The organism is Methylobacterium sp. UNC300MFChir4.1, assembly GCF_900110155.1.
In the GTDB taxonomy this organism is placed as follows: Bacteria; Pseudomonadota; Alphaproteobacteria; order Rhizobiales; family Beijerinckiaceae; genus Methylobacterium.
On record NZ_FOCS01000020.1, the window covers coordinates 53,337 to 79,022 of the forward strand.

Annotated in this window: 31 protein-coding genes, 1 tRNA gene and 2 pseudogenes; 19 read left to right on the forward strand and 15 right to left on the reverse strand. The window is 63.2% G+C overall.

The features are described 5' to 3' along the window. Nucleotides 1-84 precede the first annotated feature (84 nt). The 5 genes from BMY19_RS22880 (at nucleotide 85) to BMY19_RS22900 (ending at nucleotide 3,074) form a co-directional block, all read left to right on the forward strand. Nucleotides 85-396, forward strand: coding sequence for a hypothetical protein (locus tag BMY19_RS22880; RefSeq protein WP_100253040.1), 312 nt, complete (start codon nucleotides 85-87; stop codon nucleotides 394-396). Between the two features lie 99 nt (nucleotides 397-495). Then, entirely contained in the window at nucleotides 496-816 is a 321-nt protein-coding gene (locus BMY19_RS22885; protein ID WP_100253041.1) for a polyhydroxyalkanoic acid system family protein, read from the forward strand. Between the two features lie 106 nt (nucleotides 817-922). Continuing rightward, nucleotides 923-1,132 carry a hypothetical protein gene (locus BMY19_RS22890; protein WP_026605187.1) on the forward strand — a complete coding sequence of 70 codons (210 nt, stop codon included), beginning with the start codon at nucleotides 923-925 and terminating at the stop codon, nucleotides 1,130-1,132. A 433-nt stretch (nucleotides 1,133-1,565) separates the two neighbouring features. After that, nucleotides 1,566-1,760: a hypothetical protein gene (locus tag BMY19_RS22895; RefSeq protein WP_020094731.1), complete on the forward strand. Its 195-nt coding sequence runs from the start codon at nucleotides 1,566-1,568 to the stop codon at nucleotides 1,758-1,760. A gap of 447 nt (nucleotides 1,761-2,207) precedes the next feature. Beyond that, nucleotides 2,208-3,074 (forward strand): outer membrane protein, encoded by an 867-nt coding sequence (locus BMY19_RS22900; protein ID WP_100253042.1) that lies wholly within the window; start codon nucleotides 2,208-2,210, stop codon nucleotides 3,072-3,074. Nucleotides 3,075-3,318: 244 nt separating this feature from the next. Here the strand turns inward: BMY19_RS22900 and BMY19_RS22905 are convergent, their stop codons facing one another. Further along, on the reverse strand, nucleotides 3,319-3,588 hold the full coding sequence (locus tag BMY19_RS22905; protein ID WP_020094732.1) for a GCG_CRPN prefix-to-repeats domain-containing protein: 270 nt from the start codon (nucleotides 3,586-3,588) through the stop codon (nucleotides 3,319-3,321). Between the two features lie 854 nt (nucleotides 3,589-4,442). Between BMY19_RS22905 and BMY19_RS31015 the strand changes: the two genes are divergently transcribed. After that, nucleotides 4,443-4,580 (forward strand): hypothetical protein, encoded by a 138-nt coding sequence (locus BMY19_RS31015; RefSeq protein ID WP_170863024.1) that lies wholly within the window; start codon nucleotides 4,443-4,445, stop codon nucleotides 4,578-4,580. A gap of 397 nt (nucleotides 4,581-4,977) precedes the next feature. Here the strand turns inward: BMY19_RS31015 and BMY19_RS22910 are convergent, their stop codons facing one another. After that, on the reverse strand, nucleotides 4,978-5,490 hold the full coding sequence (locus BMY19_RS22910) for a hypothetical protein (protein WP_020094734.1): 513 nt from the start codon (nucleotides 5,488-5,490) through the stop codon (nucleotides 4,978-4,980). 146 nt (nucleotides 5,491-5,636) lie between these two features. Between BMY19_RS22910 and BMY19_RS22915 the strand changes: the two genes are divergently transcribed. After that, nucleotides 5,637-6,149, forward strand: a complete 513-nt coding sequence (locus BMY19_RS22915; RefSeq protein WP_244534988.1) for a hypothetical protein — start codon at nucleotides 5,637-5,639, stop codon at nucleotides 6,147-6,149. A 414-nt stretch (nucleotides 6,150-6,563) separates the two neighbouring features. Next, a complete protein-coding gene (locus tag BMY19_RS22920) occupies nucleotides 6,564-6,776 on the forward strand; it encodes a hypothetical protein (protein WP_020094736.1) in 213 nt (70 codons plus the stop codon). A gap of 469 nt (nucleotides 6,777-7,245) precedes the next feature. Here BMY19_RS22920 and BMY19_RS22930 read toward each other — a convergent pair whose 3' ends face one another. Beyond that, complete coding sequence (locus BMY19_RS22930; RefSeq protein WP_042669454.1) at nucleotides 7,246-7,488, reverse strand: DUF6522 family protein; 243 nt, start codon at nucleotides 7,486-7,488, stop codon at nucleotides 7,246-7,248. A 16-nt stretch (nucleotides 7,489-7,504) separates the two neighbouring features. Further along, nucleotides 7,505-7,690 (reverse strand): hypothetical protein, encoded by a 186-nt coding sequence (locus BMY19_RS22935; protein ID WP_081636512.1) that lies wholly within the window; start codon nucleotides 7,688-7,690, stop codon nucleotides 7,505-7,507. A 418-nt stretch (nucleotides 7,691-8,108) separates the two neighbouring features. Between BMY19_RS22935 and BMY19_RS22945 the strand changes: the two are divergent. The 3 genes and pseudogenes from BMY19_RS22945 to BMY19_RS30555 form a co-directional block, all read left to right on the forward strand. Beyond that, nucleotides 8,109-8,372, forward strand: a pseudogene (locus BMY19_RS22945) (transposase); the annotation flags it as partial. Nucleotides 8,373-8,498: 126 nt separating this feature from the next. After that, nucleotides 8,499-9,179 (forward strand): adenylyl-sulfate kinase, encoded by a 681-nt coding sequence (gene cysC, locus BMY19_RS22950; RefSeq protein ID WP_100253045.1) that lies wholly within the window; start codon nucleotides 8,499-8,501, stop codon nucleotides 9,177-9,179. Between the two features lie 59 nt (nucleotides 9,180-9,238). Continuing rightward, nucleotides 9,239-10,456 (forward strand): hypothetical protein, encoded by a 1,218-nt coding sequence (locus BMY19_RS30555; RefSeq protein WP_139215671.1) that lies wholly within the window; start codon nucleotides 9,239-9,241, stop codon nucleotides 10,454-10,456. A 153-nt stretch (nucleotides 10,457-10,609) separates the two neighbouring features. On the opposite strand, the gene BMY19_RS22955 is transcribed toward BMY19_RS30555, so the two are convergent. Further along, on the reverse strand, nucleotides 10,610-10,762 hold the full coding sequence (locus BMY19_RS22955) for a hypothetical protein (RefSeq protein WP_244534989.1): 153 nt from the start codon (nucleotides 10,760-10,762) through the stop codon (nucleotides 10,610-10,612). Nucleotides 10,763-10,912: 150 nt separating this feature from the next. On the opposite strand from BMY19_RS22955, the pseudogene BMY19_RS22960 reads away from it, so the two are divergent. Together BMY19_RS22960 and BMY19_RS22965 are read left to right on the forward strand one after the other, a co-directional pair. Continuing rightward, nucleotides 10,913-11,210: pseudogene (locus BMY19_RS22960) on the forward strand (transposase family protein); the annotation flags it as partial. Nucleotides 11,211-11,865: 655 nt separating this feature from the next. Further along, nucleotides 11,866-12,354 (forward strand): hypothetical protein, encoded by a 489-nt coding sequence (locus tag BMY19_RS22965; protein ID WP_244534990.1) that lies wholly within the window; start codon nucleotides 11,866-11,868, stop codon nucleotides 12,352-12,354. On the opposite strand, the gene BMY19_RS22970 is transcribed toward BMY19_RS22965, so the two are convergent. From BMY19_RS22970 to BMY19_RS23000, 7 genes are all read right to left on the reverse strand, one after another. Next, nucleotides 12,249-14,450: an O-linked N-acetylglucosamine transferase family protein gene (locus BMY19_RS22970; protein WP_100253046.1), complete on the reverse strand. Its 2,202-nt coding sequence runs from the start codon at nucleotides 14,448-14,450 to the stop codon at nucleotides 12,249-12,251. The two genes, BMY19_RS22965 and BMY19_RS22970, sit on opposite strands and share 106 nt — an antisense overlap. A 233-nt stretch (nucleotides 14,451-14,683) precedes the next feature. Beyond that, on the reverse strand, nucleotides 14,684-15,001 hold the full coding sequence (locus BMY19_RS22975; protein ID WP_100253047.1) for an SH3 domain-containing protein: 318 nt from the start codon (nucleotides 14,999-15,001) through the stop codon (nucleotides 14,684-14,686). 19 nt (nucleotides 15,002-15,020) lie between these two features. Continuing rightward, entirely contained in the window at nucleotides 15,021-15,200 is a 180-nt protein-coding gene (locus BMY19_RS30560; protein WP_139215672.1) for a hypothetical protein, read from the reverse strand. A gap of 157 nt (nucleotides 15,201-15,357) precedes the next feature. Beyond that, a tRNA-Ile gene (locus tag BMY19_RS22980) sits at nucleotides 15,358-15,433 on the reverse strand. 68 nt (nucleotides 15,434-15,501) lie between these two features. Beyond that, nucleotides 15,502-15,768 (reverse strand): hypothetical protein, encoded by a 267-nt coding sequence (locus tag BMY19_RS22985; RefSeq protein ID WP_020094746.1) that lies wholly within the window; start codon nucleotides 15,766-15,768, stop codon nucleotides 15,502-15,504. Between the two features lie 281 nt (nucleotides 15,769-16,049). Next, nucleotides 16,050-16,232, reverse strand: coding sequence for a hypothetical protein (locus BMY19_RS22995; RefSeq protein ID WP_100253048.1), 183 nt, complete (start codon nucleotides 16,230-16,232; stop codon nucleotides 16,050-16,052). Nucleotides 16,233-16,299: 67 nt separating this feature from the next. Continuing rightward, nucleotides 16,300-17,046: a transporter substrate-binding domain-containing protein gene (locus BMY19_RS23000; RefSeq protein WP_170863025.1), complete on the reverse strand. Its 747-nt coding sequence runs from the start codon at nucleotides 17,044-17,046 to the stop codon at nucleotides 16,300-16,302. Between the two features lie 334 nt (nucleotides 17,047-17,380). Between BMY19_RS23000 and BMY19_RS23005 the strand changes: the two genes are divergently transcribed. Beyond that, the gene (locus BMY19_RS23005; protein ID WP_100253050.1) at nucleotides 17,381-18,649 is read left to right on the forward strand and encodes a tyrosine-type recombinase/integrase; all 1,269 of its coding nucleotides are present in this window, start codon (nucleotides 17,381-17,383) and stop codon (nucleotides 18,647-18,649) included. Nucleotides 18,650-18,962: 313 nt separating this feature from the next. Here the strand turns inward: BMY19_RS23005 and BMY19_RS30565 are convergent, their stop codons facing one another. Next, nucleotides 18,963-20,423, reverse strand: a complete 1,461-nt coding sequence (locus BMY19_RS30565) for a hypothetical protein (protein WP_139215673.1) — start codon at nucleotides 20,421-20,423, stop codon at nucleotides 18,963-18,965. 375 nt (nucleotides 20,424-20,798) lie between these two features. Here BMY19_RS30565 and BMY19_RS23010 point away from each other — a divergent pair, with 375 nt between their 5' ends. Beyond that, a complete protein-coding gene (locus tag BMY19_RS23010; RefSeq protein WP_100253051.1) occupies nucleotides 20,799-21,041 on the forward strand; it encodes a hypothetical protein in 243 nt (80 codons plus the stop codon). Next, on the forward strand, nucleotides 21,038-21,328 hold the full coding sequence (locus tag BMY19_RS23015) for a hypothetical protein (protein WP_100253052.1): 291 nt from the start codon (nucleotides 21,038-21,040) through the stop codon (nucleotides 21,326-21,328). The genes BMY19_RS23010 and BMY19_RS23015 overlap by 4 nt, the downstream gene beginning before the upstream one ends. 98 nt (nucleotides 21,329-21,426) lie before the next feature. Here the strand turns inward: BMY19_RS23015 and BMY19_RS23020 are convergent, their stop codons facing one another. Next, nucleotides 21,427-21,630, reverse strand: a complete 204-nt coding sequence (locus BMY19_RS23020) for a hypothetical protein (protein WP_139215674.1) — start codon at nucleotides 21,628-21,630, stop codon at nucleotides 21,427-21,429. Between the two features lie 220 nt (nucleotides 21,631-21,850). Here BMY19_RS23020 and BMY19_RS30570 point away from each other — a divergent pair, with 220 nt between their 5' ends. The 3 genes from BMY19_RS30570 (at nucleotide 21,851) to BMY19_RS23030 (ending at nucleotide 23,232) form a co-directional block, all read left to right on the forward strand. After that, on the forward strand, nucleotides 21,851-22,057 hold the full coding sequence (locus BMY19_RS30570; RefSeq protein WP_139215675.1) for a hypothetical protein: 207 nt from the start codon (nucleotides 21,851-21,853) through the stop codon (nucleotides 22,055-22,057). Nucleotides 22,058-22,409: 352 nt separating this feature from the next. Beyond that, nucleotides 22,410-22,622, forward strand: coding sequence for a helix-turn-helix transcriptional regulator (locus BMY19_RS23025; protein ID WP_100253054.1), 213 nt, complete (start codon nucleotides 22,410-22,412; stop codon nucleotides 22,620-22,622). Between the two features lie 259 nt (nucleotides 22,623-22,881). Continuing rightward, on the forward strand, nucleotides 22,882-23,232 hold the full coding sequence (locus BMY19_RS23030) for a hypothetical protein (protein ID WP_091928497.1): 351 nt from the start codon (nucleotides 22,882-22,884) through the stop codon (nucleotides 23,230-23,232). Between the two features lie 184 nt (nucleotides 23,233-23,416). Here the strand turns inward: BMY19_RS23030 and BMY19_RS23035 are convergent, their stop codons facing one another. Further along, complete coding sequence (locus BMY19_RS23035) at nucleotides 23,417-25,618, reverse strand: SF1B family DNA helicase RecD2 (protein WP_100253055.1); 2,202 nt, start codon at nucleotides 25,616-25,618, stop codon at nucleotides 23,417-23,419. Between the last annotated feature and the right edge of the window lie 68 nt (nucleotides 25,619-25,686).

The following is a 25,686-nucleotide window of genomic DNA, read 5'->3' on the forward strand; positions in this document are numbered from 1 at the left end:
TGCGGCGGCCGCGAGGGCGCGGCCTCCGGGACCAACGCCCCGCTCGCGCGTTGTCCGCGCGGACCGCTTTCCCTGGAGCGCGTGATGCTCGCCCGATCCGCCCTGATCTTCATCGTCCTGACATCGGGGGCCCAGGCCGCCGCCTTCGACGACCTGAAAGGCTATCTGGCGTCCTGCCTGCGGTTCGAGATGGCCGGCGCCCCGGCGGAACGCGGCGGGCCGCTGTCGTCCAAGGTCCGCCGCGCCCTGGAGCGATGCTCCGACGACGTCGCGCGCCTCGACCGGGCGGACGGGCGCCGGCTGCGCGGTGACGGTGGGATCAGCCCGTCGACCAAGGAGGTCATCCGGAGCGTCGTGAGCGGCGGGGCCGGCGGCGTCCGCACGGTCCGGTACTGACCGCCGGCGGTTCGCCCGGCGCGTCGATCGGGTGGCGCCGATCACCGGGCGTTAACCTTCCGGCCGCACCTCACGGGGCTTGCCCGCGAGGAGATTCCGATGCCGAAGCGCCTGACGATCACCGTCCCGCACGACCTCGGGACAGCCGAGGTTCGCCGCCGCATCGACCTGCACATGGACTGGGCTTTCCGTCGCCTGGAGGCGGAGAAGATCCGCGTCGAGGCCGAGGACTGGCTGGGTAATCGCCGCTCCTTCTCGGGCAGCGGCTACGGGCAGTCGGCGCGCGTCGCCATCCAGGTGGCGGATGACGCGCTGGAGGTCGAGGCGCTGGTGCACTGGATGGCCAGCCTGTTCGCGCCCGTCATCGAGTCGGTCGGGCGCCACTACGTCGGGCGCCTCCTGTCCGACGAGGCCGCCTGACGCGCGCGGCCCGGGGCGGCGATCGGTCCGGGGTGCCCGCGGGGCGGTTGTGGCCCGGTCGTGCCGGGGCTAAACGCGCCGGCTCGATGGCGGCGCAGGGGCCCGGATGAGCGATGACGTGGCGGCCCTGCTCCTCGCGCTCGCGACCGAGAACGCCGAGCTGCGCCAGCAGCTCGCCACCGCGCAGGACATGCTGATGGAGACCGCCATCGACGCCGGCCATCTCCACGCCCGCATCGAGGCGCTCCAGGCCGAGCGCGACGCGTGGCAGGCGGAGGCCGAGCGCCTGGCGCGCCGGCCCCCGCGTTCCCTGTGAGCGCTCGCAGCACCCGGCGCGCCGAACCTGCGGGCGGGTGAGACCGAGGCCGCCGGCGCGACCGGGGAGGGCGCGCTCGGGCCCCCGGAGCGCATCGGCGAGAGCCCGGGCGGGGGCGGACTCACGCCGTTCCTCACGCCTTCCCGGGTTGCGGGCGGGGCACGCGCACGTCGACCGTCTGGCCGGTGAGGGGATTGAGGATCAGCATGGCGGCGGTCTCCGGTGTGTGTGACGGTAGAACGCCGTCCGCGGGCGCCGGGATCACGCTGCGGCGTGCCGTGGCGCACAGGCGGCGACGAGGTCGCCGAGCCCGGATCCGTGCCGGAAACGGCCTCCGGCGAGGCCCGCGAAGCTCGCCACGGTTGGGATGCCGCCTTACCTCAGGGCCTGGCGCCCTGGCGGCCGCCAGGGGCAGAACGCCTGGAGGATCGATATGGCCATCGATAGATCCGGTGAGCGTGCCGCGCTCGATACCGAGGTAGAGGATACCCAGGACACCATCGCGAAGCTTCGCGAGGCTGCCGACGGAACGCCGCCCGGACACAGTTCGCGCGTGGCGCTGAAGAAGGCCGAGGAGAAGCTGGCCGAACTGGTCAAGCACATCACCCGGCGCGACCGGACGGGTTAGCGCGGCCGCGGACGCGGGGACCACCGGACAGGTCCCCGCGCGCCGTCCGCCGGCTCGGTGTCACCCCGCCGGCGCCGAAGCGCCGGCTCTCGATCCCATGTTACCGCCGGACGGATCCGGCGCGGGCGGCGCCAGGGTCGTCCGCGGCGCACCCACAGTGATGACGAACCCTCCCCGCTCAGGCGGCCGGCAGCGCCGCCCGCAGGACTGTCGGCGCGTCGCCCCCTGGCCGCCCGCGCGGCCTCGCCGCGGACCGATGCACGCGCCTCGGGCGCAGGCCCTGAGCATACCGCCAGAACTTCAACAGTATTTAACAGCTCCGCCTGGAGTTAATCGGCCGTTTACTATGTTTTCTCCGACGTCGCGAGCCTGTGTGTCCGTAAAACTACAGCTATTCTGCTCAGAGCTTGGTAGTCTTATCACCAGATCGAAACCCGGATCGCCCTGATGACCAAGCTCCTCGCCTCCCTGACCGCCTTCACTGCGCTGACCGCCGCGGCGTCCGCCGCCGACCTTCCGCGCCGCGCCGCGCCGCCGCCGGTGTTCACGCCGGTGCCGGTGTTCACCTGGACCGGCTTCTACATCGGTGTGAACGCCGGCTACGGCTTCGACGCCAACAGCCGCAACACCACCAGCTACGCCCTGCCCGGCGGCTCGCTGATCAACTCCCCCGGCACCGCCGGCGTCGTCAGCGTCAACAACCGCAACAACAACGACGGCTTCTCGGGCGGCGCCCAGATCGGCTACAACTACCAGTTCACCCCGGGCTCCGGCGTCGTGATCGGCTTCGAGGCTGACGCCCAGTACGTCGACTTCGCCCGCCGCGCCAACGCCACCCAGAACTACACCTTCCGCGGCGCCCCCGGCATCGCCTTCGCCAACCCGCCCGCCTTCGTCGCCACCAGCGGCAACGGCCTGGACTACTTCGGCACCGTGCGCGGCCGCCTCGGCTACGCCTTCGACCGCACCCTCGTGTACGGCACCGGCGGCTTCGCCTACGGCTCGGGCCAGGACGACCAGAACTTCTCCGGCAACCGCTTCCGCGACAGCTTCCGCACCGGCTGGGCCGCCGGCGGCGGCGTCGAGTACGCCCTGCCCACCGACTCGTTCCTGAACTTCTTCCGCTCCTCGGCCGTCACGCTGAAGGTCGAAGGCCTGTACGTCAGCCTCGACCGCCAGAAGAACTCGGCCGGCGGCGTGTTCTACGGCAACCTCCTGCCCCCGAACGGCACCGCCTACCTCAACGGCGCCGCTGCCAAGACCGAGTTCGCCGTCGTCCGCGCCGGCCTGAACTACAAGTTCGGCTCCTACTGAGATCGGGTCGCGCCGCTCCCGGCCTCCGTGCCGGGAGACGCGGCGGCGGGCGAGGGGGGAAGGTCCGCCTCATCGCCCTCCGCCGCCGAAGAGCAGCCTTCCGGTTGGCCTTCGCATCCCCAGCCCGATCAAACTGGCCGCGAGGTCGGCAACACCCTGGGAGCGCACGCTCCCAGGGTGTTCCTGCGTTCCGTCACGGTGCGCCACGGCGGTCAGCCGATCGCCCCGAACAGCGGGAGCGCCGCTACCAGTACCGGTTTGGCCAGCAGCGCCGCCCGCCGCGACCGAGGTGGAAGCCGCGCGGACAGGCCCGACCGACATAGCCGCCCCACTGGCCGCCGGCGCGGCACCCGCCATAAGGGCCGCGATGGCCATAGGGCCCGCAGCCGCCGTAGACGTGCTGGATCAGCCCGTCCTGCGCGGCGGGGAGCGGAGAACCCGCGACGGGCAGCGCCGAGGCCGGCGCGGCGATGCCGACGGCGAGCAGTGCCGCGGCGGCGAGGGACTTGAGCATCAACCGATCTCCAGGTCTTGGCTGAGCCGATCTCCGTCGGCACCGCTCGAATACCTGATCCCGGCTGAAGGCCGGGTGTCACGGACCGTCTCGATTGCCCGCATCGCTGGAGCTTTTCTTTAAGCGCTGCCTCGATACTGGCGCTCTACCCGCCCAAGATTCCGCCTCGACCAAGACGACGGTGTCCGCCGTACCTGTGGCCCGGATCACCCGCTCACGTCGGGAGAGCCGTCGCCGATCCGTCGCTCTGCTGCGAGGCGGTATGCTGCTGGCTGCCGGTCTGCCAGATCCAGTTGCCCGCGATGGACCCCGCGAGACGCGTTCCACGACGACGAGCGCGATCACCAGGGGCTGCAAGGTCGCATTTTTCCACTTCCCCGGATCCGTCCACACGGTCTCCCATTCGGCTTGCGGCGAGCGGTCCGCGTGCCGGCCTGGATCGGCCCGCGCCCGTCTCTCCAGAGTCAATCCGCCGAACGGCGCGACGGGTCCGAGGCGTTGCGGCCGCAACGCGGCCATTCGTCGGCCATCCGGCACATTTAGCTCTCGGAGAGCGCGGTTGAAATGCCCGAATGTCTCAGCTGCGATTGTGCGGCGGCTCAACTGCCGCGCGTTGGGGTCCGATGCAGAGGATGAGAACTCGGCATCTCGAACAGGCGGCGGCGCGCACGTCGACGACCCGCACTCCGCTCGCCTGCGGGCCGAGGATCTGCAGCCCAATCGTTGCAAGGGTCGATCTTATTCCCGACACCTTCATGCATGCGCCGCATATCTGGCGTGAGGCATGTGGCATACCAAGAAGTTGCGTGCAGTGCGATATACCTTCTCACGCACCGCACAAAAGGACGCCGCCGATGACCCTCCTCACTGCTCTTGCCCTTCTCCCCTTCGCCGCCATCGCCAACTTCGCCTTCGTGGTGGCGCTGGCCAATCACTTCGACGCCGACAAGCCGGCCACGGGCTTCACCGGCCCGGTTCCGACGCTGGCCTGAGCCAAGTCGGGGCCCTTTCACGCAGCCTCGGTGGAGGTCCCCCGGATCTCAGGTGGGCAGAAAGGTGAACCTCTAAGCCTCATTCGGCGCCCCATTCAGGCGCAGCCAAGGCGAATTCCTGGGGCAACTATCTCGGCGTGGTCGCGCTCGTTTCCCGTGTCCTAGCGTGGACTTGGACCCACCACGTCTTACCGCGGAGGTAGGTGTCGGTCATTCCGGCACCGTCCTCGTCGAAGCATCCCACCACTGACGCACGGCACGTTGGTCGAACACCTACGATGACTGCGCGCCGAACGGCTGTCGAGCATCAGCGTTTCGCCCGGCCGCAGCCGGGCGGATTCAGTGCCGTTCGGTGAAGCCGAATACGCGCACCAAATCGGCGGCGCTGCCCAACTGCTCACGCTGCACTGCCCCCTCCCTGCTCCTTCAGCCTAGCTTCGTCGAGATCGGCCAATGCCTGCCGGCCAGCGTCGGTGATTCGGACTGCGCGCGACTCGCGCGGCGCCATCTCAGCCCAGCCGCAGCTCACCAGACGCGGGATGAGCGTGTCACCGTTCCATGGGATGAGCTTCACGTATGCGAGCTCGAGGAGCGGCACGAAGAACGGGCCGCGGTCAATGCGCTGAAGCAGTTGCACGTGCTCGTCTTGGATAACCACGAAGGTCTCACCAGCCACCACGGACGGGACTATGGCCGCCGTTGAGATGGTGGAGGGCCGATCCGGATCGTCGGCGACCTCCCGAGCTTGGCCGGGGTGAATGCCAGAGCTAGCGCCGGTGAGGACCGCGACCTCCACCTGTGCCCAGATGGCACGCACCTCCGGTGTCAGGCTGTCCCACGAGTCGAACTCGCGTGGCCGGGCGTATGCGAAGCGCGCGTAGTAGGCGGTGCGGCCGGGATCTGAGGTCATCGTCAACCTCCACAATGCAAGCCTGCGCAACTGAGTTGGTGGACGGAGTGACTGGCACCGCTTGCAGCGGTCGCATCAGTGCTCCGCCGCACCTCGGAAGCCCGTAGCGAGGCGTAGGCCGAATACTCAAGTGAGGGAGTATTCCAATGAGCACAATCGATCTCTACCGATCCAATTCGCGCATTTTTACGCGCTTTATGGGATCGTGTGTGTTCGTCGCAGTGGCCCTTTGGCTGGCTCTGACTCAGCCTAATGTCGGCACTGATACCATAATTCCTGGAAGCTTCCGGGATTATGAGATGCGCGTTGGCGTAGTGATCTTCGGCCTTGGCGCACTTGTGTGGGGCCTGAAGCTGTTCCAGCCCAACGTGGTCGTCTCCATTGGTCCTCAAGGGATTCATGACCGACGCCTCTCGACGGATTGGATCCCGTGGAAGACGATCCGCGCCATCAAGCCTCTGCAATTCTGGATGAGCAGCTACTACCGGCTGGAGATTGATCCCGAAGCTGCTGCGCGGATTCATTGGACGAGAAGGGCTCGCTTTACATCTTGGCTGAACATCATGTTCGGGCATTGCTACTGGATCAGCGGTGCCGAACTCATCGGCGGCTTCCCTGCATTGGCGGAAGCGATCGGACGTAGTCGGCCGGACCGCTGAGGAGAGGCGAACCCGCGTGTCCTTGGAAAACTTGCATCCAGACATCTGGAACGCTCCAGCGCAGTTGGCCGTGCCCGATGGCGCATAGCCCGCACACTGGTACGAGCGAACTCTTCTCGTGTCTTAGGTTCGTCAGTAAGAAGGAACCTCATATCCGACCAAACCAAAGGGACGAAGCTCGAAGAGCTCACGTCGGATCGCCCTCGCCTCAACCCGCAGGGGCACGGCAGCGGCTCCGTCAGCGGTGAGCATAGCACAGGCATCAACGGAGGCGCCAAGCAGGACTAGCCCAACAAGACAGTAGGATGAGGGCTGCTTAGAATGGACCGCTGACAGAACGGCAAATTGAACACATTAGAAAAGTAATTCAAATACCGAATACGTGCTTTGATGCCCAATAAGGAGATCAGAGCCATGACAATCACCACCACTATAAATGCCATCGGACTGGTGAAGGCGACGGAGATGATCCAGTCGGCAAGGGCGGAAGCTGCGATCGAGCACAAAGCGGGGCTGCATACCGTCTCAATGCCGGCGCCTCCGCCGGACGACGCAGGCATCCAAAGGCAAAAGAATGACCCGAAACTTCTCGCATCGCAGGAGCGTGTGGTGGACATCACCGTCTGAGTCGGGAAGGCCTGCGCCGCTTCTAATCTGCGGCTGGAAAATTCTCTCCTCCACAACAAACGGGCGACGACCGATTGATTGGCTGATGAGGCTCTCGCCGTACTCGCCGATCGCTATGAGGGCGGCGCCATCAACAACACGCGCGTGGCAATCCGGAAGGTGCGGGGCACCCGTTGCGGGTACGAGATCTCTTTTGATCTGGAGGTCGTCACACTCGGCGAGAACTACGACCGCGAGCCGATCACTACCTGTGTCGTGAAATGGCAGACGGACGGCACCTCCGCGGTAGCCGTCGCGGCTAGCAAGGAGCGTCCGAGCGCTCGATTAGTTTACCACTTCGGCGCAATGCCCAACCGAAATGACCCTCCGGTTTTTTCAGGGGCTCGATGGTCACCGAGTAGGGGTGCGGTACGTCAGCTGTCATGGCCGAGCTATGCAGTGCCGAAGGGCCGGCTGCAACTGCAAGGCCTTACCACATCTCTTCGTAAATGAGGGGGCCGCCTCCATGGAAGGTGCCTCTCCAGCCTCGGTTCAGCAGGCGGACGGTCACACGTGTCTGGCCCGTGCCGCTGTCATCGTCGATCTTGATCCGGGCATCGACGTGTCCCTGCCGCTCCATGCGCTTCAGGTAATCGGCATCCACACCGAGGCGTGGGGCCAACTCACACGGATCAACGACCCAGTCGCCTTGCTGGCCGAGGGTGTGCCTCATGGGCAGGTTGTGCCGCTCACCCGATCACTAGCCGGATCAGCAGGCACGCCACGGCTGCACCCGAAAGCGCGATGCCGAGCAGGTATGGGCTGGGAAGCTGATCGCCGCTGTTGACGTCTACGCCAAGTCGGTGAGTCAACTTGTTGGCAGCCGCTCCGCTTGCAGAACTGGTGTTCACGTCCGGATAGGTGTGCGCGCTCATGGGCGTCTCCTGCCAGTAGGAGATACAACTCGCCGTGCCTCCGGTTGGTGCGGCCGCAGTTACCAGACATGCTCAGCCACGAGCTGTCCGCTCTGATCGAACGTGCCCTGCCACCCACCGTCGTAGTGATGAACAGTGACGCGCGCGCCCCTCGCGTCCGCCCAGCTTCCGGGGACGATCAAGACCCTGGCGTTTCCCTCGATGACGGAACGCTTCAGCGTCGTTGCGCTCACGCCGATACGCTGCGCCACATGCCCGGGATTAACGATCCAGCTACTGGGAAAATCGAGATTAAGCCTCATCGGAGAAGGCCTCCACCCAGACATCCGAGCGCGTTCTAGCGCTAAGGATTATCGCTTTCCTCATGCGAATGACGGAAGGCCGTATATGAAGCGCATTGCACCCGTGTTGCGTCCGTGACCTGACCCGCGAGTTGCAGGCCAAGCTCAGCCGCTCCCGCGATCAGCCCCTCGTCTTCCTCGCCTATCCTGGAAAGGTCGAGCCGACTAACAACAGCTCCGAGCGGCTCCTGCGTCCGGTTGTCGTCCAGCGGAAAGCGACCAACGGCTATCGCGACATGTGGCCAGCTGAGGGCGAGGCCGCCATCCGCACCGTTGTCGACACCGCGCGCCTGAGCGGTGCCAATCCATTCGGCTTCATCCTCAAAACCGTCGGCGCCTGACCCCTGCCATCAAAGGCCTGGGCAATTACCCTCCGCCGCTACGAAGCGCATCAACGTGACGTTGTAGCAACACAACCGATCACGATTTTGTGTATCCATACCTGGGGGACAACTTAGGAGCGAAGCATGAACCGATCACGAGGCCCAACGTCGGATCGGAACCTGACTTGGCAGCACCTGCAGCCACGGGAGCAACGATGGAAGGCTCTTGGTCAGCGACCAGTCATTGCTTGGCTTACTGGCCTTTCAGGCGCAGGGAAATCAACGATTGCAAACGTCGTGGATCAAGCCCTGACCGCTTCAGGACGCGCAACAATGGTGCTGGACGGCGATAATCTACGTCATGGATTGAATAGTGACTTGGGATTTACCGACCGCGACAGAGCCGAGAACGTCCGCCGTGTGGCCGAAACAGCAAAACTGGTAGCTGATGCTGGTCTTGTAACAATTGTCTCGCTTATATCCCCCTTCTCAGCGGAACGGAAGGCCGCAAGGGCTATCGCAGGAGACGTCGCATTTATTGAAGTTTTTATAGATACGCCTCTACCAATTTGTGAGGAACGAGATCCAAAAGGATTATATTTTCGGGCGCGCGCCGGCACAATCCCGAATTTTACCGGCATCACAGCGCCCTATGAAGAGCCGACGAAGCCTGACTTAACGCTCGCAACCGTGGGTCAGTCCATTGCCGATACAGCACGGCCACTAATCGACAAGCTCTTACAGCTGAGCGCAGTATCAGAACAGCCACTTTATGATCAGATTTTGCCTAAAAATCCGGAGCTAATACGCAACATCGAACTATGACTCAAAATTTTATAATACATATCGGCCCGCATAAAACGGGAACCACATCGATCCAAAATATGCTCTACGCGCGCTCTTTGCAGAGTGGCGCAAGTTTTGTTTACCCCTTCGCTCATGCCAATCAGACGGGGCAGCACGAGTTTGCTCGGACAGCGTCTGACCCTGATCATTCCAAACTTGGCAGCCTGCTGGAGATTCTTTCGGGCCTTGAGAAAACCTGTGTTCTCTCGAGTGAAGAGCTTAGCTTTCTTCCAGTCGCCTCGTTGCAAAAGATCCGCGCGGTTCTTCCATCTGCCGAATTTACTATTGTTTATTACCAGAGGAATATCTTGTCTCTTCTTCCTTCATGGTGGCAAGAATTAATTAAACATGGCGGAGTCGAAGATTTTACCAGGTTCATTCAAGATGCAATTGCGCTTCCTGGCAGACTACATCTACTGGTTCCAGATTTATTGTTGAGTAACTGGGCATCTGTTTTTGGAAGAAACGCGATTAAGATTTTCTTGTACGATCAAATTCCTGATGTGGCACAGCAGTTCGCCTCCGATTTACTCGGCTTGACGAGTCCCCCTGGCGAGCGAACAGACAACAACAAATCTTTCGAATACATCGAATGTGAGATGATCCGTCAGTGGAATGCATATGGTTTCGTTGGCATAGATGCAATCCAGGCACAAGAATCTAAATTCTTACGTACGTTAGTGGCGGAGAGAGCAGATAGATTCATGGAAAATATGACTATAGGTTATGATATAGAGGAATTTCTCAGCATAGAGAGCACCTTAATAGCTCGGTGGGGAGATCGAATCGAGGGTTTCACTGGCGGCAGATTGTTTGCTCTACGGGAGCAAACGTACTCGTATATCAATTCAGATTTTTGGACCGCCAATCCCGACCTTGTTTCTGCCATGTGCGCTTTTGCTGAAGTCACAGCTCGCCGAAAAAGCCAAAGTTCGGTAACATCACCGATCCTATGTGATCTTAGATCGTGCGAGAGGGATATGGACGCCTGGAACCAAATCGAAATTATTTTGGCTGCGGCGCGCCAGAGGGAACAGTTGCTTGAACGTCAATTGGCTAACGAGACAGAGCGGTCACATGCGTTAGAAATCGTCATATCGACACTGGTCTCCAGCATTACATGGCGCGGACTCAATCGATCTAAATTCAAGAAAATTTTGACTGATGTAGCTAAGTCGACGCCCTGCAACGGAGCGACTGCACACCGTCATGAAGTTTATCTATATCAAGCTCAAAAGCTTTTAAATGATCGTTAATTGTTGCTTTCCATGTCTTCAATTGTTATCCAGATCAAATCAAGCCTGTCAGACCACGGGCCATTGCCTACCGCGACCTTCTAATCGCCGCCGAGGAATGGCGCGCAGCCGGGATTAGGCTGAGCGGCGCTATCGCGGATCCGCGGCAGCACATCATAGCAGGCCGTCCGACGTCGGCGCGGTCAGCGTCTTCCAGGCGCGGGTCATCAGCTTCGAGAAGGCCAGCGCGGCAGCTAAAGCCTGCGCCTCGGACGGGAAGGTCCAGTCCGATTCGTTCACCGTCATGTGGGAGGCGTCGAGCAGCACCCAAGTCTAGAGGTGGCGGCCGGCTACGCGGATTTCGAAGTGCATGGCTGGCTCGGTACGGTATGATCTTCCTTCGGCTTTGCGGTTCTCCCGCACTTTGCGTGGAACGGTCGCGGTGACGAGGATGGCACCGGGTGGTTCACCAAGCGTTTGATCCTGCCCTCATCCCTGCCGGGCTGTACCATCGGGCGCGTCATCCGGACCGACGGTCGTCTTCGCGCAAGTGCGGCGTGCGCACGGGCAGTGTCCAACCTGTGATACGACCAGCTCTGTCGTTCACAGCCGCTATGAACCCCGTCCGGCCGATCTGCCGAGCATCGGGCAGCCCAGGATGCTGCGCCTACGCGTCCGACGCTTCTATTGCTGCGAGATTGCCTGCCGCCGTCGTACCTTCGCTGAGTCACGCCCCCAGCTGATGCCGCCGCGAGCACGCTTGGCGCGCCGGCTGACCGTTACCGGTTTTCGCTCAGAAGTTGCCGCATATTGGCCATTGAGATCGTCATACAACCTCCCCGTTCTTCGAACCCGAGGGCGACACGTCGGGCCGCCTATCGCGGAAGGGTGCGCTCGTGAACCTCATCTTCCTCGTTCTGTCGGCCTTCGTAGGCGCAGGACTTTCGATTGTGGCTATATGGCCGTCGCTGGGAGCGATTTCGATTTTTGTGGCACCGGTCGGGGCAGCCGTAGCATGTGTTGTAAGCGCTGCCTTGTTGTTCGCTCTGCGGCGCTCATCATCATCGAGCAGCCGCACATCTTCTGTCACCCCTATGCAGAGCCTCAAACCGCAACAGCAACCTGCCACTAGTGCTACGAACGATGATCAGGCTGAGCTGAAGCGTTCGGCCTGATCCATCCTTCCTCTGATTCTTTGTAGTCAGAGACGCACAAGTCTGGGGGGCCGCCGGTCGGGGAGTTCGCGGCTTGGGTCAGCCGAATCGCCTGACGAGGCTCGGCTTTCCGAACGTCGTCCACACTGCTCCACTACGATCTCGCGCGGCTCGGCGGCTGGTTGAAGCGCGCGGGCGCCTGAGCTTGTTCCGTTTTCGTTCGCGAGCGGGGGGGCCACCAGAATGGGGCACCTGGGGGATGCAGGGCCTAGTCGGGTGTACGTCGACTGCGCCACCTGCAAGCGCTCGGGCCGCTATACCGTGGTCAGCCTGATCGGTCGCTACGGGGCCGACATCTCGACGCTCGACCTGCTCCGGCACCTGACGGCCTCGTGCCGCTATCAGTGCGCGCCCGGGGCGCCGCCCACGCGGAAGTACGAGCACCTGTGTCTGGCCGCGATCACGCTGCCGCCGGCCGCCAAGCAGATCCCGCCCGTGCCGCCGGGTGTGCCCTACACGGTCGAGATCTGGCGAGAGACCGGCGGCAATGTCGAGCTGCACCTCGCGACGATCTACCCGCTGTCGATGGCCGAGGCGGCGTTCGATGTAGCCTGCCTGGAATGGCCGACGCACGAGGTCATCCTTCGGGACCGCGCGGGTCACCGTGAGGCGGGAGAGGCCACCGCGCTGGGCGCTGTCTCGGCGCACCAAAGCCGCCACATCTCGCTAAGGGCCAGACCGACCTCCCTGGCATGGCCGGCGTGATCCATGTGGGGGCTGGCGACCAAGCGCTCGCGCAGGCCGCTGCGCAATTTGAGAAGTTCGTCCGGATCGCCGGCGAGACGGCAGGCGATGGCGACATAGCTGTCGACATCGCGGGCGATGAGATCCGGCAGCCCTAGGATCCCGAGAATGGCGGCGCCCACCCGCGAGATTGTCTGGGGTCCGGCAAGCGTCACTACAGGGACGCCCATGTAAAGAGTGTCGAATGTCGTGACGTTGCCGTTGAAGGGGAACGCATCCAGCGCGATGTCGACACTGCCGTGCATCGCATAGCGATTGGCAGCATTGCGGGGCGCGAAGTCGACGCGGTCGAGTGGCAGGCCGCAGGTCGCGAGACGTGCTTCCACTGGCCCGCGCGTCCTTGGATCGTCGATATCGGTTACGATCAGCTTCAGCCGGGCGTTGGGCACCGCTGCTAGGATCGCGGCCCAGGCCTTGATTGCGGCATCGGTCATCTTCTCGAAGCGGTTGAAGCAGCCGAAGGTGACGTGCCGGTTTCTTGTGACGGGCGCTGTCTCGGCGACATCCGGCGCCGGTAGGAACGGCCGGTAGCAGGTGCCAGTGCCAGGCATCCGCCAGAGAACCTCGGAATGCAGGTGCTCGGTCTCGCCGATCGGATCATAGACAGCGTCGGTAAGGCGGTAGTCTATGGCGGCCAGCCCCGTGGTGACTGGCAGTCCGATCCAAGTCACCTGAACTGGCGCAGGCTTGCGCGCGAAGACCATTAAGCGGTTGCCGCCGCTATGGCCGGCTAGGTCTATGAGGATGTCGGTGCGATCGGCCTCGATGAGGTCCGCCACGGCCTCGTCGTCGAGAACATCGATTCGGCGCCAAGAGTCGAAACGGGCCTTCAGCGTCTCCGTCACCGCGTCTTCGCGACTGGTGTTGCTATAAGCGAGGAGGTCAAAGCGTTCCCGATCGGCATAGTGGAGGAAGGGTTCGAGGAACCGCACCACCGGGTGATCGCGAAAATCCGCCGAGACGAAGCCAATGCGCAGGCGCCGATCCAGATGGCGATCATTGGCGAAGGGCCGGATGCGCAGCAGCGCGTCAGCATGGCAGCGGCCGTAGGTCTTAGCCTTCTCCGAGAAGCTTTCCACCGAACTATGCTCGGCAAAGAGCTGCGCATGTGCAAGGTTGCAAAGCGCGAAAGCGGCGGCGGGATTGATTTCTAGCGCCTTCTCCAAATTGGCGATCGCCTCTTCGGTGCGCCCAAGGCGGTGTAGCACCGCGCCGAGATTGTTGTGAAACTCGGCTGAGCCGGGAACCCGAGCGATCAGATCGCGCCAACAGTCAGCGGCGTCCTGCTGGCGCCCAGTGTCCTGATACACGATGGCGAGATTGGCGCGGGTGTCATCCAAGGCAGGGGCGAGTTCGAGCGCCTTCTCGAAGGCCGAGCCAGCAGCGACCAGGTTGCCGATTGCCTGGAAGGCGAGGCCGAGATCGGCGAAGTACGTGGCGTTGCCGCTGTCGCAATAGATCGCAATGGTGATCAAATCGATGGCGTGCTGTGCACGCCCGGTGCGCAAGGCGGTGAGCCCGGCAAGATGCACCGCGTCACCATTATCTTTGTCGATAGAGATTAAGAGTTCGAGGAGACACTCGGCGTCCTCGAGCCGCCCAGCGGCGAAGGCGAGGCGAGCGTTCGCGCCGAGCACCTTAACCAGCGGCTGGCAGTGCTCGGACACGATCTGGGGTGAGAAGCCGTGCACCAGAAAGTGATCGAGGATGCTACGGGCGTCTGTCACCCGGTCGCAGGCGAGCAGCGCCCCGATTAGTGCCACCCAGCGAGAGGCCTGCTCAGGTGCCGAGCGAAGCGCCGCGGTGTGATGAAGGACCGCACGGGCATGATCGCTCAAGAGCGTGGCGATGAGGCCAAGATTGTAATGCGCCGCTGCGTGTCCCGGATCGAGATCAAGGCATCGTCTGTAATGCTGATCGGCTTCGTGCAGGCGCCCGGCGGCATGATGGGCGGTGGCCATATTGAGAATGGGTCCCACCAAAGCCTTCGGCTCCCGCAGGGGCTCGCCCCGGCTCATCGCAAGTCCTTCCGACGTCACGGCACCATCGGTCGACATGCTTAATGACGTGTAAACTACATTAAGGCTTCTATCGCGGAGCGCCACCGGGTAATGTTCCGGTGTAGCTCGCTGACCGCGAGGCCGTCAGCTCCTCAAACTCGCCTACTCGGCGTCGAGCTCCTGTTGGACCTGCTCTGCCCGTTGCTGACGGGTCGCGTGCTGCGCTACGGGCGTGAGCAGCCGGCCGAGAGCGGCTGGAATGAGCTCAGGCACTCGGAAACCCCGCGTTGCTATTCGCTGACGTCCGGATCCAGGCTCCCGCCTCGCCGGACCGGCGGCGCCCCGGGATACACGAACCGCCGCGAAACCCAGCCCTCGACCCTCCGGTAACGGACGAACACCCAGTTGCCATTGCGCTCGCCAGTCGGGACGATGCCGCGCCCGTCGGGTGGAATCACGCCTACGATCCGCGCGTCCGAGGTTGGAAACTCGCGGACGTTCAGCACGTCGTTCGGCGCGGTGTCGATAACGCGCAGCGTCGCCTGCGCATATGCACCGCTCGCTCCGGTGACGGCTGCGAAGAGGCCGGCGAGGAGTAGGCGCCTCATCTCAGGCGGCCCTTCGACATCAAGATTCGGCGTTCTCTGCGGCGAGCCGCATCGCTCGCAGCTTTGCCGTCCGCTCGTCGAACGCTTGTCGCTCTGCCTCAACCTCCGCCCAGACCTCGTTGGCTTGGTTGTGCCTCTCTGCAGCCTTCGCCGCCTTAGTCTCCCGATAGCCTTGAACGTGGCTGGGGTTCTCGGACATCGACGCTCCTCTCAACCTACAGGCGAAAAACCTAGGGCGCGTTTCGCCTACGTCAGTAGCCGAAAGGCTCTCGGTTGCGGTGGATGTCGCCTTCCGGAGCCGCAATCCGGGCCCCTCGCCGATCTCCTTAATGAAGGTCACGCCAGCTGCTCTGACATGGTGGGCCCGGCAGGACTCGAACCTGCAACCAGACCGTTATGAGCGGTCGGCTCTAACCATTGAGCTACAGCCCCCTAGGCCCGGATAGCCGTTGCGGCTTAGCATGCGCAACTCGGGCCGCTGCCACGAAGCAGGGATGGGGTCAGTGCCGCACGGTCGGCACGACGCCCGCGAAAGATGCCATGCCGTCCGCTTCGACCGTCGCGGTGAAGGCCTCGTAAGCCTCACGGTCCGTCGTGAAGGTCTCCTGCCAAGCGGTGCAGCCGCCAGACGACAGATCGATCACCACTAACTGCCAGGGGTCCTGCGTGTCGGCGTAGCGGTAGATCTCGACGTCGACGATCGCACCATCGCGACTGAAAGAGCCCGACAGCGGAGAGTGCTCGAATTCTCGGTCCTCATCGTCCACTGACCGCTTCCATTCGCTCTACGGCCTTGCCCACGGCCTCACGCAAGGCAGTCGGCCAAGCCACATCATGGTCGTGGAGAAATTGGGCGGCGCTGATGAGGGCCTTAAGCCTCTCCGGACGGGCGGACTCCTCCGCCTCAGACTGCAGGAACTGCTCTGCCAACGCCGTCGCGAGCCGAAGGATTTCTTGGATCTCATCGGGCTGGGCGTCAGTGTCGCTCACTTCAGGTAGCCCTTCGCCTTCAGGTGCTCGGTAAGGGATTCGCCTATGGCGTCGTGCATCACGGCTTTTTTGCCTCAGCTTTGGCGGCGTCCCGTTCAAGGCGCGCGGCCTTCAGGCGTGCGGTGTTCTGGTCCGCCGCACTGACTGCCGGCTCATCAAAGGCCTTGCTGCCAAACCGGTCCTGCATCTTCGCAAAAGCTGCCTCAGCCTGAATACGCTCTTTGCTGTGGTTGTCTGCCATACGGCAATCCTCAATTCGCTCCCTCTCGAACGTCGCGCTACCACACGCGACGCGACCGGAGCACCAGTTAATGCGCGACCGCGTCGTCGCGGAAGCCGCGGGCGTCGAAGATCCGCCGGACGATACCGGTGCGCTTCGCCTCGTCCAGCCACGCCGTAACGCAGGCGAGGGCGGCGGGGCGCCCCTTAGGCACGGCGACGGCGACCTGCGTCTGCTGGAAGCCGCCCGCGACGATCCGGGAACCTGGAACCTGCAGGACCACCGGCCGCAGCGTGTCGCGCGAGAGGGCAATGGCGTCCGCCTGCCCGGCGCGCATGCGCGCGACCGCCTCGGCCACGGACGGGACGGGGAGGGGTTGCGTCCGGGTCAGCGTGCGGGCGGAGGCGCGGAACGTCGTCGTGCCGTCGATCGCCACGACCCGGAGACCCGGCCGATCCACCTGCGCCACGTCGGTGATGCCCGACCCGACGCTGACCAGATAGGTGCTCTCCAGGTCGTAGTAGCCCGGCCCGAAATCGATCACCTGCCGCCGGGCCACGTCGACCGGCATGAAGCTGACATCGATCGCCGCGGCCTCGAGGGCGGCGGCCGCGGCGCCCGAGTTCGGGAACAGGGTGACGGCCAGCGGCAGGCCGACCAGCCGGGCGAGATCCGCGCTCAGATCGGCTGTCACGCCGTCGAGCGCTCCGTCGGCGGCACGGCTGACGAAGATTAGGCCAGCGGACGGCGCCTCAACGAGACCGACTCGGAGCATACCGGTCGGAGCGAGTTCCGCTTTCACGGAGGCATCCTGCACGGGGCTAGCTATCGTCATACCGGCGAGAGGAGCAGAAGCGAGCAGAGAAGTGACGCGCTTTGGGATCGCAGCGGTGACACCTTGGTGACACCGACCATCCCAAGATCAGGGCTGACGCCTGCTAAGCCATTGATAATATTGGCGCACCCGACACGATTCGAAGGTGTGACCTTTGCCTTCGGAGGATTACCCTCTTGTGTTTCCTGGTGATTGCCCAGGATAGCTTGTCGCTACCAAGCCACTGTTGCGCAACGAATTTTCATAGGTCCGAGGCGCTCCCGTGATTACCTGGGATTGACCCGGATTGCTTCCGCGTGCTTCCGCAGTGCTTCCGCAGCGCCGGATGGCAGGCATGGCGAAAATCACAAAGCGCACGGTCGACGCGGCCGAACCGCGAGGCCGGGACTACTTCCTGTGGTGCGATGAGCTGCCGGGCTTCGGCCTGCGCGTGTTCGCCTCCGGCCGCCGCAGCTACCTTGTGCAGTACCGAGCGGGCGGTCGATCCCGGCGCGTCACGATCGGGCTACACGGCGCCCTGACGGCCGAGGAAGCCCGACGCGAGGCCAAGGGGCTGCTGGGTCAGGTAGCGAAGGGTGAGGATCCGGCGGCGGAGCGCGCCTCCCGTCGGGGCTCCATGACGGTCGCCGAGTTGTGCGAGGCCTATCTCGCCGCGGCCGACAAGGGCCTGATCATGGGGAAGAGCGGCCAAGCCAAGAAGGCCTCGACCCTATACGTCGACAAGGGCCGGATCGAGCGGCACATCAAGCCGCTCCTGGGGCGTCGCTTGGTTGCCGAACTGACCGCACCGGACGTCCAGCGCTTCGTGCGCGACGTCCAGGCCGGCAAGACCGCTGGCGTGGTCAAGACGGGCTTCCGAGGCAAGGCGGTGGTCGAGGGCGGCCCCGGCACCGCGGCGCGCACCGTAGGGCTGTTGGGCGGGATCCTGAGCTACGCGGTCAGCGAGCAGATCATCGGCGCCAACCCGGCCGCCGGCGTGAAACGACCAGCCGACAAGAAACGCAAGCGCCGGCTCACGCCTGAGGAGTACGGTTCACTCGGCCAAGCGCTTCTTAAGGTGGAAGAGGGTAGGGCGGAACGCTGGCAGGCCGTGGCCGGTGTCCGGCTGCTGGCGCTGACCGGATGTCGGCTCAGCGAGATTGTGAAGCTGCGCTGGTCCGAGGTCGACCGGTCAGAGCCATGCCTGCGGCTGGAGGAGACCAAGGAGGGTGCCTCCGTTCGACCGATCAGCCAAGCCGTTCTGCTGATCCTCGATGGTCTCCCGCGTGTTCCCGGCTCGACCTATGTCCTGCCAGCCGCACGAGGAGGGCAGGGGCCCTTCGCCAGCCTCGATGATGCCCTGGAGCGCATCGTGAGCAAGGCAGGGCTGGAGGGCGTCTCGGCGCACACCCTCCGACATTCGTTCGCTTCCACCGCTGGCGACCTCGGCTACAGCGACTCCACGATCGGCGCGATGTTGGGCCATGCCGGGCACGGCGTCACGTCGCGGTACATCCACCATCTCGACACGGTGCTGATCGCCGCAGCGGACCGTGTTGCCATGCAAATCGTTAGAGCGATGAGTAAGACGGAGAACTCCAGAACCGAAAGCCACACGAGCTAATTGCAAACTAGGCTTGCCTTCTGATTTGTAAGCAGCAAGATGCAAATCAGATTAATTATATGTTTCCGTGCCCCAAAAATGCCATCAAGCGCTGGCGGCTCATCAAAAAATGAAGAATTTACGACCAATTTACGAACTAGTAGCCTTTGATTTCAATCATTACAACTCCATATCGCATCTCACGAGCATAGAAGCAACACCTAACTACTTTAAAATAGCCATTGAACAGATCGTTGACTCCTGCTCGTGAAATGCAGAGAGCGCGCCGACAACAATGCAACGTGGCATTATAATCGCTGCGGTTTAGAGCACATCATTTGTTAGTTTTGCCCACTGTGACTTGCCCGTCCCATGCCGTAGCCTTGAAGAGCCCTTCCTTCGAAGTAGACTCCCATTTATGCGCCCAATCCGGGGTATTTATTATAACTTGATCCTTTATTTCCGAGCAGTTTTTCCTCCGAACGTCAATTTTTACTTGTGTCACATTTAAATTTGCATCGGCAGGAAATGCCACGGAAGCATTAGATTGCCCGATAATCGTTATCGGACTCAGCGGAAGATCGGACATAGCCTCGGTTCTCGGCTCCGTTACTTTATATGAGCCTGATATTTGTAAATTTCCATGCCCTCCGCCCGGACAGTTGCAGACGGTTGGCCCAAAAGGCGGGATCCTTATACATTGCTTGTCCCGGCCACGCATACTCCCTGACCCCGTCGCAACTGTGCCGCCAACTGTACAGTTCTGGTTCGATCCGCCAACATTGCTGGTATCGACCCAAGCTGCCGAACAGGAAATCTCTTGCGATCCTGGAGGTAGATCGAACCGAACGGTTGCTGATGTCGTCTGCTCACAGCCCATGGCAGTATAACCAGATCGCGCGTTAAAGCTGTGACTGACCAAAGGCGATGTCGTTCGGTTGGCAGAGTAGCTAACTTGAACATCATAAAGCTCGGCACCAGCGAGAGCGTTGGCGTGGAATTTTGCTTCCTGTGATTTTTTCCAACTTATTGGCCAGATGCCGGAATTTTTCCCAAACTGAACAATTATGTCAACCGGGAACGTGGGCCGAGGACTGCAAGCATTGCTATTAAAACCAATTTTCTTTTTAACTTCGTCGGGAAGCTGAACTTTAATGCGATCCTGTTGAGCAGAAATTGACTGCTCTGGAATCTGCATTCCAGCAACTACTATCCGAGGCGACTTAGAATCGATACTCGGATCCACAAAATGAAATCCAAGAATCTCGATATCATTAGGATTCTGTGACGGATCGGTTGTAAGATCTCGAACGGTCATTCCATAGAATATCGGATAACGTTCGCCTAATGGAATGCGGTCAAGCAATTGATTGGCAGCTCCCTGCGTTTTATATATCGCGTCCTGTATGTTGGATGACGTCATCTCACGCATTTTATCAACATCAGTGAGACTGTTAGCAATTGATGAAAACGTATCTCGCTCCGTGGCACTTATTTGCTGAAATGTTTTTCCCAAAGAAGCTCCATATGCGGTCGTCAATTGCTGGATTAAACTTGTTAATATCCCGGCGAGCACCATTTGCTGTTGACCCAAGGCGCTATTTCCGTGATCAATCAGAGAATGCCCCGAGTTCTCAAAATCCTTTTCGACAGATCTAAGCCCGTCGATAAAATCTCCGACAGTACCGGCAGCAAGCAGCGCGGCGCCTGCTTGGCTTTGCGCCCTTGTTGCCGTTTGCACCGAGAAACCAAGGGCAACGATACTCAACAGCGCGATCTTTGTAGAAGCACGCATTTGACCTCCCAGCCGATAAAGGGCGCCGCTGCCAACGATGGGCGCCGTATTGATTCGGCGAGCGATCTCACTCCGCCCTGCAGGTTAAATCAAGCTATTTAAGTGTCATATCAGACATCCGCCACAACCGTTAGCCTCGCGTATTCAAGCCTAGCTGACGGATGCAGCAAACTCCCGGAATGATGAGCATCGAGCAGTAGAACCAGCGTAATAATGAACGCTCTTAGATGCCGAAGGGGATGCCGTCGTAGCTATCAAGAGAGAACTTGAAACCCGGCGCAACGATGGCTCGAGCGTATTGAATGCCGACCTGTGGCGCCTGGCCGCGAGCCGCGGACTCGTCGAGGATGGCGACTCGCGGTAGCCCGACGCGCGATGCCTTCCGAACCGAAAGCCCCGATAAGCGGCCGTCACCTCGAGGCCCTGCGCGCCGTCGCCGAGAACCCTGGCGGCCTGAGGCACGATGCCTACCCGACCGTCATGCCGGTCCTGCAGGAGCTCGGGTACGTCGAGGATCGGCCGACCCGCGGGCGGACCAGTCGGCGCGCATGGCACCTGACCGCAGGCGGACGCGAGCTGCTCGCATCCCTCGGGATCCGCGAGAGCGCCGAGCCGTGACCTTCGCGTGGCGCCGCACGTTCCTGGGCACGCACCACGACTTCGTGGCCGAGGAGGCTGGTCAGCACGTCGGCCGGATCAAGCGGATGGACGGGGGCCCGCAGAACGGCACGTGGACGTGGAGTTGTACCGGCTGCCAGCGTGGGCATGAGGCCGAGGGCGTCCGACCGCTGAACGGCATGGCCGACACCCGGGACGAGGCGATCGAGGCGCTGGCCGCCGCGTGGGCGCGGGCCAAGGCATGGAGCGCGCGGACCGGGCTTCCGTTGGCGCCGGGCGCATCCTGATCGTCAGCCGCGCCCCCCGGGCCGCGAACTCCCAGACCGGCGGCCCCGGGTCTGACCGGGCTTAGTCCGGTAGCCGGAGAGGCAACCTAGCGCAGCGCTTACTCGTCGTCCCACCTCATGGCATCCAGCCTGATAGACGCGACCTCCATTCCAGTCCCGTCCACGTCGATCACGAGTGCGATCTCGGCGCCACGCTGGGCGATCTCTGCCTCTGCGAGCCGCTTGGCCGCAGCTCGATCCTCAAGGCCTTCGGCCTCCCCGATGACAGCGCCGTCTCTGCGAAATTCAACACGGTAGGTCATGGCCTCACATGCCATGGGCGGATGTTAGGTTCAAAGCACTCGGTTTGGTCGCGCCAGGAGGCAGGAGGCCGGGAAAGCGGGGCTAGGCGGCAGGAACGCTTCGGTCCGAGCCGACAGAGCTATGCGACGCGCTGATCAGCCGATATGCATCATGGTCTACCGAGCACCTGAAGGCGAAGGGCTACCTGACGTGACCGGTGCAGATGCAGAGCCTACGAAGATGTCCGAGGTTCTGCGTCTGGCGAACGCGCTCGCCGAACAGATGCTCGGTTCGCAGGTCATGGGGCGCGCGCTTCCACCCCATCAACTCACAGCACTTGTGCGAGCTGCCCGCTTTCTTTCGGACAACAACGTATCTTGGCCACCACTGGTACAGGAGGTTGTGCGAGTTGCCACCGAGAAGATCGAGGCGGCGCGAAAGGCTTAGGTCCGAGCTTCGCTGCGGATCTTTGCAGTCACGGGAGCCAGCCCTCACGTCGCGCCGGGGTCAGATACTGGCACGGCGAGGCGTGCTCGGATAGGTGCTCGATCTGGTCGCGCCAGGAGGCGACGGCGGGTGGAAGGTCTGACATGCCGGCGAGGTACGGCCGAATGGTTCTCGCTCCGCTAACCATTCGCTCGGCCCCGCCCCGATCTGATCAAGAGGCGGGGGAGCGTCCGATCTCACCAGCGTGTGAGCCGAGCCGATACGCAACTTGGCTCGGAGGCAGGATGGCCGGCGGCGGTTACCAAGCTATCCTCACTGATGCCCGGGCTGACAATCGATACACTGGCGGGCGATGTACAAGCTCCCACCTGGCAGCCTCTACCGGCTCCGCACGCTCGCTCAGACCGGCGCCCGTTTCTATCAGGTGAGCGGCTACATGCGCCGCATGGAGGTGCTTGGCTTGATTGAAGCGACCGGACGGACGGATCCGGGTTCGAAGACCGTCGAATACCGCATCACCGATGCCGGCCGAGCTGAGCTCGAAGAGCGGCACGGCCTGTCCTAGCCCAGCTTGTTCGACGGCAGCAGAGAGCATCGGAGCCTCGGACGAAAAAGCCCGCGCCGGCGGACCGGGCGGGCTTCTTAGGCTCGGCACCGACAAGGGAGTAATCCCGCCAAACCTGAAACTAGAGTGGGTTAGGGGCAGGGAAAGACAAGCCCCCTAACGGTAGTGACGCTGGAAGCGAGGACCCGACGCCCGCCCAGGCAAATCGAACTACCCATCTTTGAAAGCGTTCACGCTCCGCAACAACGGAGAGCACGACATGAAGGTGATCTCAGCGACCGTCCTTGGCCTGGCGCTACTCAGCGGAACCGCTCCGGCCTTCGCACAGCCATACGGCGGGCGCGACTACGGCTACGATCGCGGCGACTACGGACCCCGCGACCGAGGCTACGGAGATCGGGGCTATGGCGACCGCGACCGCCGCGACTACGATCGGGACTATGACCGAGGCTCGCGGGGCGGGCGTGGCGACTACGCGTTCAACGAGGAGGAGTACCTGCGCTGCAATCCGGACGTGCGCCGGGCGGTCATAGGCCGAGCGATCAAGTCCGGTCTGGAACACTACCGCAAGGTCGGGATGGCTGAAGGCCGTAAGCTGACCTGCAATTAGAGCGCATCTGGAAGGCAGAATGTGAAAAAGCCCCGCGCGGCAGTGCCGGCGGGGCTGAAGGTGTGGAGTCTCGCTGACGGGATAGCAGCGCGTCGGGCGCAGCGACATCACCCGTTCGGGGGAGGCTATCGAGCATGAAAAGATTCGCCTCGGCCAAGCTGGGCGGTTCGAGCTCGTCCGAGCTTCAAGGGCCCTGCGACAGCCACTCCTGCAGCTTCGTCCAACGAGGCTTCATCGTGCCGCCGCGGACCGCGACGCCCACAGCCTTCCGCTGCCCGAGGAGCACCACCAGCCGCTTCCCACGGGTAACGCCCGTGTAGAGGAGATTGCGTGCGAGCATGGTCCAGTGCTGCATGGCCATCGGGATCACCACCGCCGGATATTCCGAGCCCTGCGATTTGTGGATGGTGGTGGCGTAGGCCGGCACCAGCGTGTCGAGCTCGCCGTAGGGATAGACCACCTCCCGGCCCTCGAAATCGACGATCACCGCGCCCTCGTCCGGGTCGATCCGCGCGACGGTGCCGAGGTCGCCGTTGAACACCTCCCGGTCGTAGTCGTTCTGGCTCTCCATGACTCGATCGCCGGGCGAGAAGCGCCAGCCGAACCGCTCCACCGAGACCGGCGGGTTCGGGTTCAGCACCGCCTGGAGTTCGTGGTTGAGGTTGCGCGCGCCCAGCACGCCGCGTTGCATCGGGGTGAGCACCTGGACGTCGCGGACCGGATCGAGGCCGAACCGGGCCGGGATCCGCCTTGTCACCACCTCGATCAGCGTCTGCACCGCCGGCTCGGGCGCGTCGATCTCGATGACGTGGAAGTCGCTCTCGGCGCCGCGCGGGGCCGGCTCGGGCATTTTCCCGGCATTGATCCGGTGGGCGTTGACCACGATCCGGCTCTCGGCCGCCTGCCGGAACACCTCGGTGAGCCGCGCCACCGGCACCGCGCCGGAGGCGATCACGTCGGCCAGCACTTGGCCGGGCCCGACCGAGGGCAGCTGATCGACGTCGCCGACCAGCAGCAGGCCCGCGTGCTCCGGGACCGCCTTGGTCAGCGCGTTCATCAGCGGCACGTCGACCATCGAGGTCTCGTCGATCACCAGCAGGTCGCAGGGGAGGGGGTTCTCCTCGTTGCGCGAGAAGCCGCCGTGCTTGGGATCGATCTCCAGCAGGCGGTGGAGGGTCTTGGCCTCCAGCCCCGTCTGCTCGCTCATCCGCTTGGCGGCCCGGCCGGTCGGGGCGGCGAGCAGCACCCGAACCCCCTTGGCCCGCAGGACCCGCAGGATCGTGTCGAGGGTCGAGGTCTTGCCCACGCCCGGGCCGCCGGTCACCACCGCGAGCTTGGCGCCGAGCACGAGCCGCACGGCCGCCTCCTGCGACGGCGAGAGCGTCTTGCCGGTCTTCTCCGCCACCCAGGGCAGGGCCCGGGCAAGGTCGATCTCCGGCCAAGGCGGGGTTCCCTGCGCGCGGCGCCTGAGCCGCTCGGCGATGGCGCGCTCGGCGGCGTGCAGGCCAGCGAGGAAGATGCAGGCCTTATCGCCGACGATGTCCTGGACGACCTCGCCAATCTCCAGCACGTCGAGGAGTGCCGAGCGGATCAGCGGCGCCTCCACCCCGAGGAGGTCGACCGCCAGCGCAACGAGATCCGCAACCGGCAGGGCGCAGTGGCCGGCATCGGTGGCGGTCTGCAGCGCGAAGGAGATTCCTGCCCGCAGGCGCTGCGGCGCCTCCTTGGTCAGGCCGAGCTTCATCGCGATGGCATCGGCGGTTTTGAAGCCGATGCCCCGGATGTCCCTGGCAAGACGGTAGGGATCCTCGGTCATGACCGCGATGGCCTCGTGGCCGTAGGTCTTGAAGATGCGCACCGCCCGGGCGGTCCCGACGCCATGGGCGTGCAGGAACAGCATGATCTCGCGCACGGCCTTCTGCTCGGCCCAGCCGGCGACGATCCGGGCGGCGCGCTTCGGCCCGATTCCCTCCACCTCGGTGAGCCGGCCGGGCTCGGCCTCGATGATCTCGAAGGTGCCTTCCCCGAAGGCCGCCACGATGCGCTTGGCCATGGCGGGGCCGATGCCGCGCATGTGGCCGGAGGCGAGGTACTTCTCGATGCCCTCGACGCCGGTGGGCGGCGTCACCTTGAGGGTGTCGGCCTTGAACTGCAGGCCGTGCTGACGGTCTGTGTGCCAAATGCCGGTCGCGGTGATCCACTCGCCGGCACTGAGCGCGGGTGCGTGTCCGATCACCGGCACGAGGTCGCGCTTGCCGCGTGCTTGGACCTTGAGCACGCAGAAACCGGTCTCCGGGCTGTGGAATGTGACGCGCTCGATCGTGCCAGCGAGAGCCTCGACAGGCTGAGCGCGTTCGAACTGCTGTGGTCGCCCACGCTCGGTCATGGAATGCGTTCAGAGAGATCGCCTAGGCAGCCAAACTGAGACGATAGCGTCACCGTAATGAACGAACC

Coding starts and splice junctions, on each gene's coding strand:
- BMY19_RS22880 (WP_100253040.1), top strand. CDS start 85: ATGCTCGCCCGATCCGCCCTGATCTTCATCGTCCTGACATCGGGGGCC.
- BMY19_RS22885 (WP_100253041.1), top strand. CDS start 496: ATGCCGAAGCGCCTGACGATCACCGTCCCGCACGACCTCGGGACAGCC.
- BMY19_RS22890 (WP_026605187.1), top strand. CDS start 923: ATGAGCGATGACGTGGCGGCCCTGCTCCTCGCGCTCGCGACCGAGAAC.
- BMY19_RS22895 (WP_020094731.1), top strand. CDS start 1,566: ATGGCCATCGATAGATCCGGTGAGCGTGCCGCGCTCGATACCGAGGTA.
- BMY19_RS22900 (WP_100253042.1), top strand. CDS start 2,208: ATGACCAAGCTCCTCGCCTCCCTGACCGCCTTCACTGCGCTGACCGCC.
- BMY19_RS22905 (WP_020094732.1), bottom strand. CDS start 3,588: ATGCTCAAGTCCCTCGCCGCCGCGGCACTGCTCGCCGTCGGCATCGCC.
- BMY19_RS31015 (WP_170863024.1), top strand. CDS start 4,443: ATGACCCTCCTCACTGCTCTTGCCCTTCTCCCCTTCGCCGCCATCGCC.
- BMY19_RS22910 (WP_020094734.1), bottom strand. CDS start 5,490: ATGACCTCAGATCCCGGCCGCACCGCCTACTACGCGCGCTTCGCATAC.
- BMY19_RS22915 (WP_244534988.1), top strand. CDS start 5,637: ATGAGCACAATCGATCTCTACCGATCCAATTCGCGCATTTTTACGCGC.
- BMY19_RS22920 (WP_020094736.1), top strand. CDS start 6,564: ATGACAATCACCACCACTATAAATGCCATCGGACTGGTGAAGGCGACG.
- BMY19_RS22930 (WP_042669454.1), bottom strand. CDS start 7,488: ATGAGGCACACCCTCGGCCAGCAAGGCGACTGGGTCGTTGATCCGTGT.
- BMY19_RS22935 (WP_081636512.1), bottom strand. CDS start 7,690: ATGAGCGCGCACACCTATCCGGACGTGAACACCAGTTCTGCAAGCGGA.
- cysC (WP_100253045.1), top strand. CDS start 8,499: ATGAACCGATCACGAGGCCCAACGTCGGATCGGAACCTGACTTGGCAG.
- BMY19_RS30555 (WP_139215671.1), top strand. CDS start 9,239: ATGCTCTACGCGCGCTCTTTGCAGAGTGGCGCAAGTTTTGTTTACCCC.
- BMY19_RS22970 (WP_100253046.1), bottom strand. CDS start 14,450: ATGTCGACCGATGGTGCCGTGACGTCGGAAGGACTTGCGATGAGCCGG.
- BMY19_RS22975 (WP_100253047.1), bottom strand. CDS start 15,001: ATGAGGCGCCTACTCCTCGCCGGCCTCTTCGCAGCCGTCACCGGAGCG.
- BMY19_RS30560 (WP_139215672.1), bottom strand. CDS start 15,200: ATGTCCGAGAACCCCAGCCACGTTCAAGGCTATCGGGAGACTAAGGCG.
- BMY19_RS22995 (WP_100253048.1), bottom strand. CDS start 16,232: ATGGCAGACAACCACAGCAAAGAGCGTATTCAGGCTGAGGCAGCTTTT.
- BMY19_RS23000 (WP_170863025.1), bottom strand. CDS start 17,046: ATGACGATAGCTAGCCCCGTGCAGGATGCCTCCGTGAAAGCGGAACTC.
- BMY19_RS23005 (WP_100253050.1), top strand. CDS start 17,381: ATGGCGAAAATCACAAAGCGCACGGTCGACGCGGCCGAACCGCGAGGC.
- BMY19_RS30565 (WP_139215673.1), bottom strand. CDS start 20,423: ATGCGTGCTTCTACAAAGATCGCGCTGTTGAGTATCGTTGCCCTTGGT.
- BMY19_RS23010 (WP_100253051.1), top strand. CDS start 20,799: ATGCCTTCCGAACCGAAAGCCCCGATAAGCGGCCGTCACCTCGAGGCC.
- BMY19_RS23020 (WP_139215674.1), bottom strand. CDS start 21,630: ATGACCTACCGTGTTGAATTTCGCAGAGACGGCGCTGTCATCGGGGAG.
- BMY19_RS30570 (WP_139215675.1), top strand. CDS start 21,851: ATGTCCGAGGTTCTGCGTCTGGCGAACGCGCTCGCCGAACAGATGCTC.
- BMY19_RS23025 (WP_100253054.1), top strand. CDS start 22,410: ATGTACAAGCTCCCACCTGGCAGCCTCTACCGGCTCCGCACGCTCGCT.
- BMY19_RS23030 (WP_091928497.1), top strand. CDS start 22,882: ATGAAGGTGATCTCAGCGACCGTCCTTGGCCTGGCGCTACTCAGCGGA.
- BMY19_RS23035 (WP_100253055.1), bottom strand. CDS start 25,618: ATGACCGAGCGTGGGCGACCACAGCAGTTCGAACGCGCTCAGCCTGTC.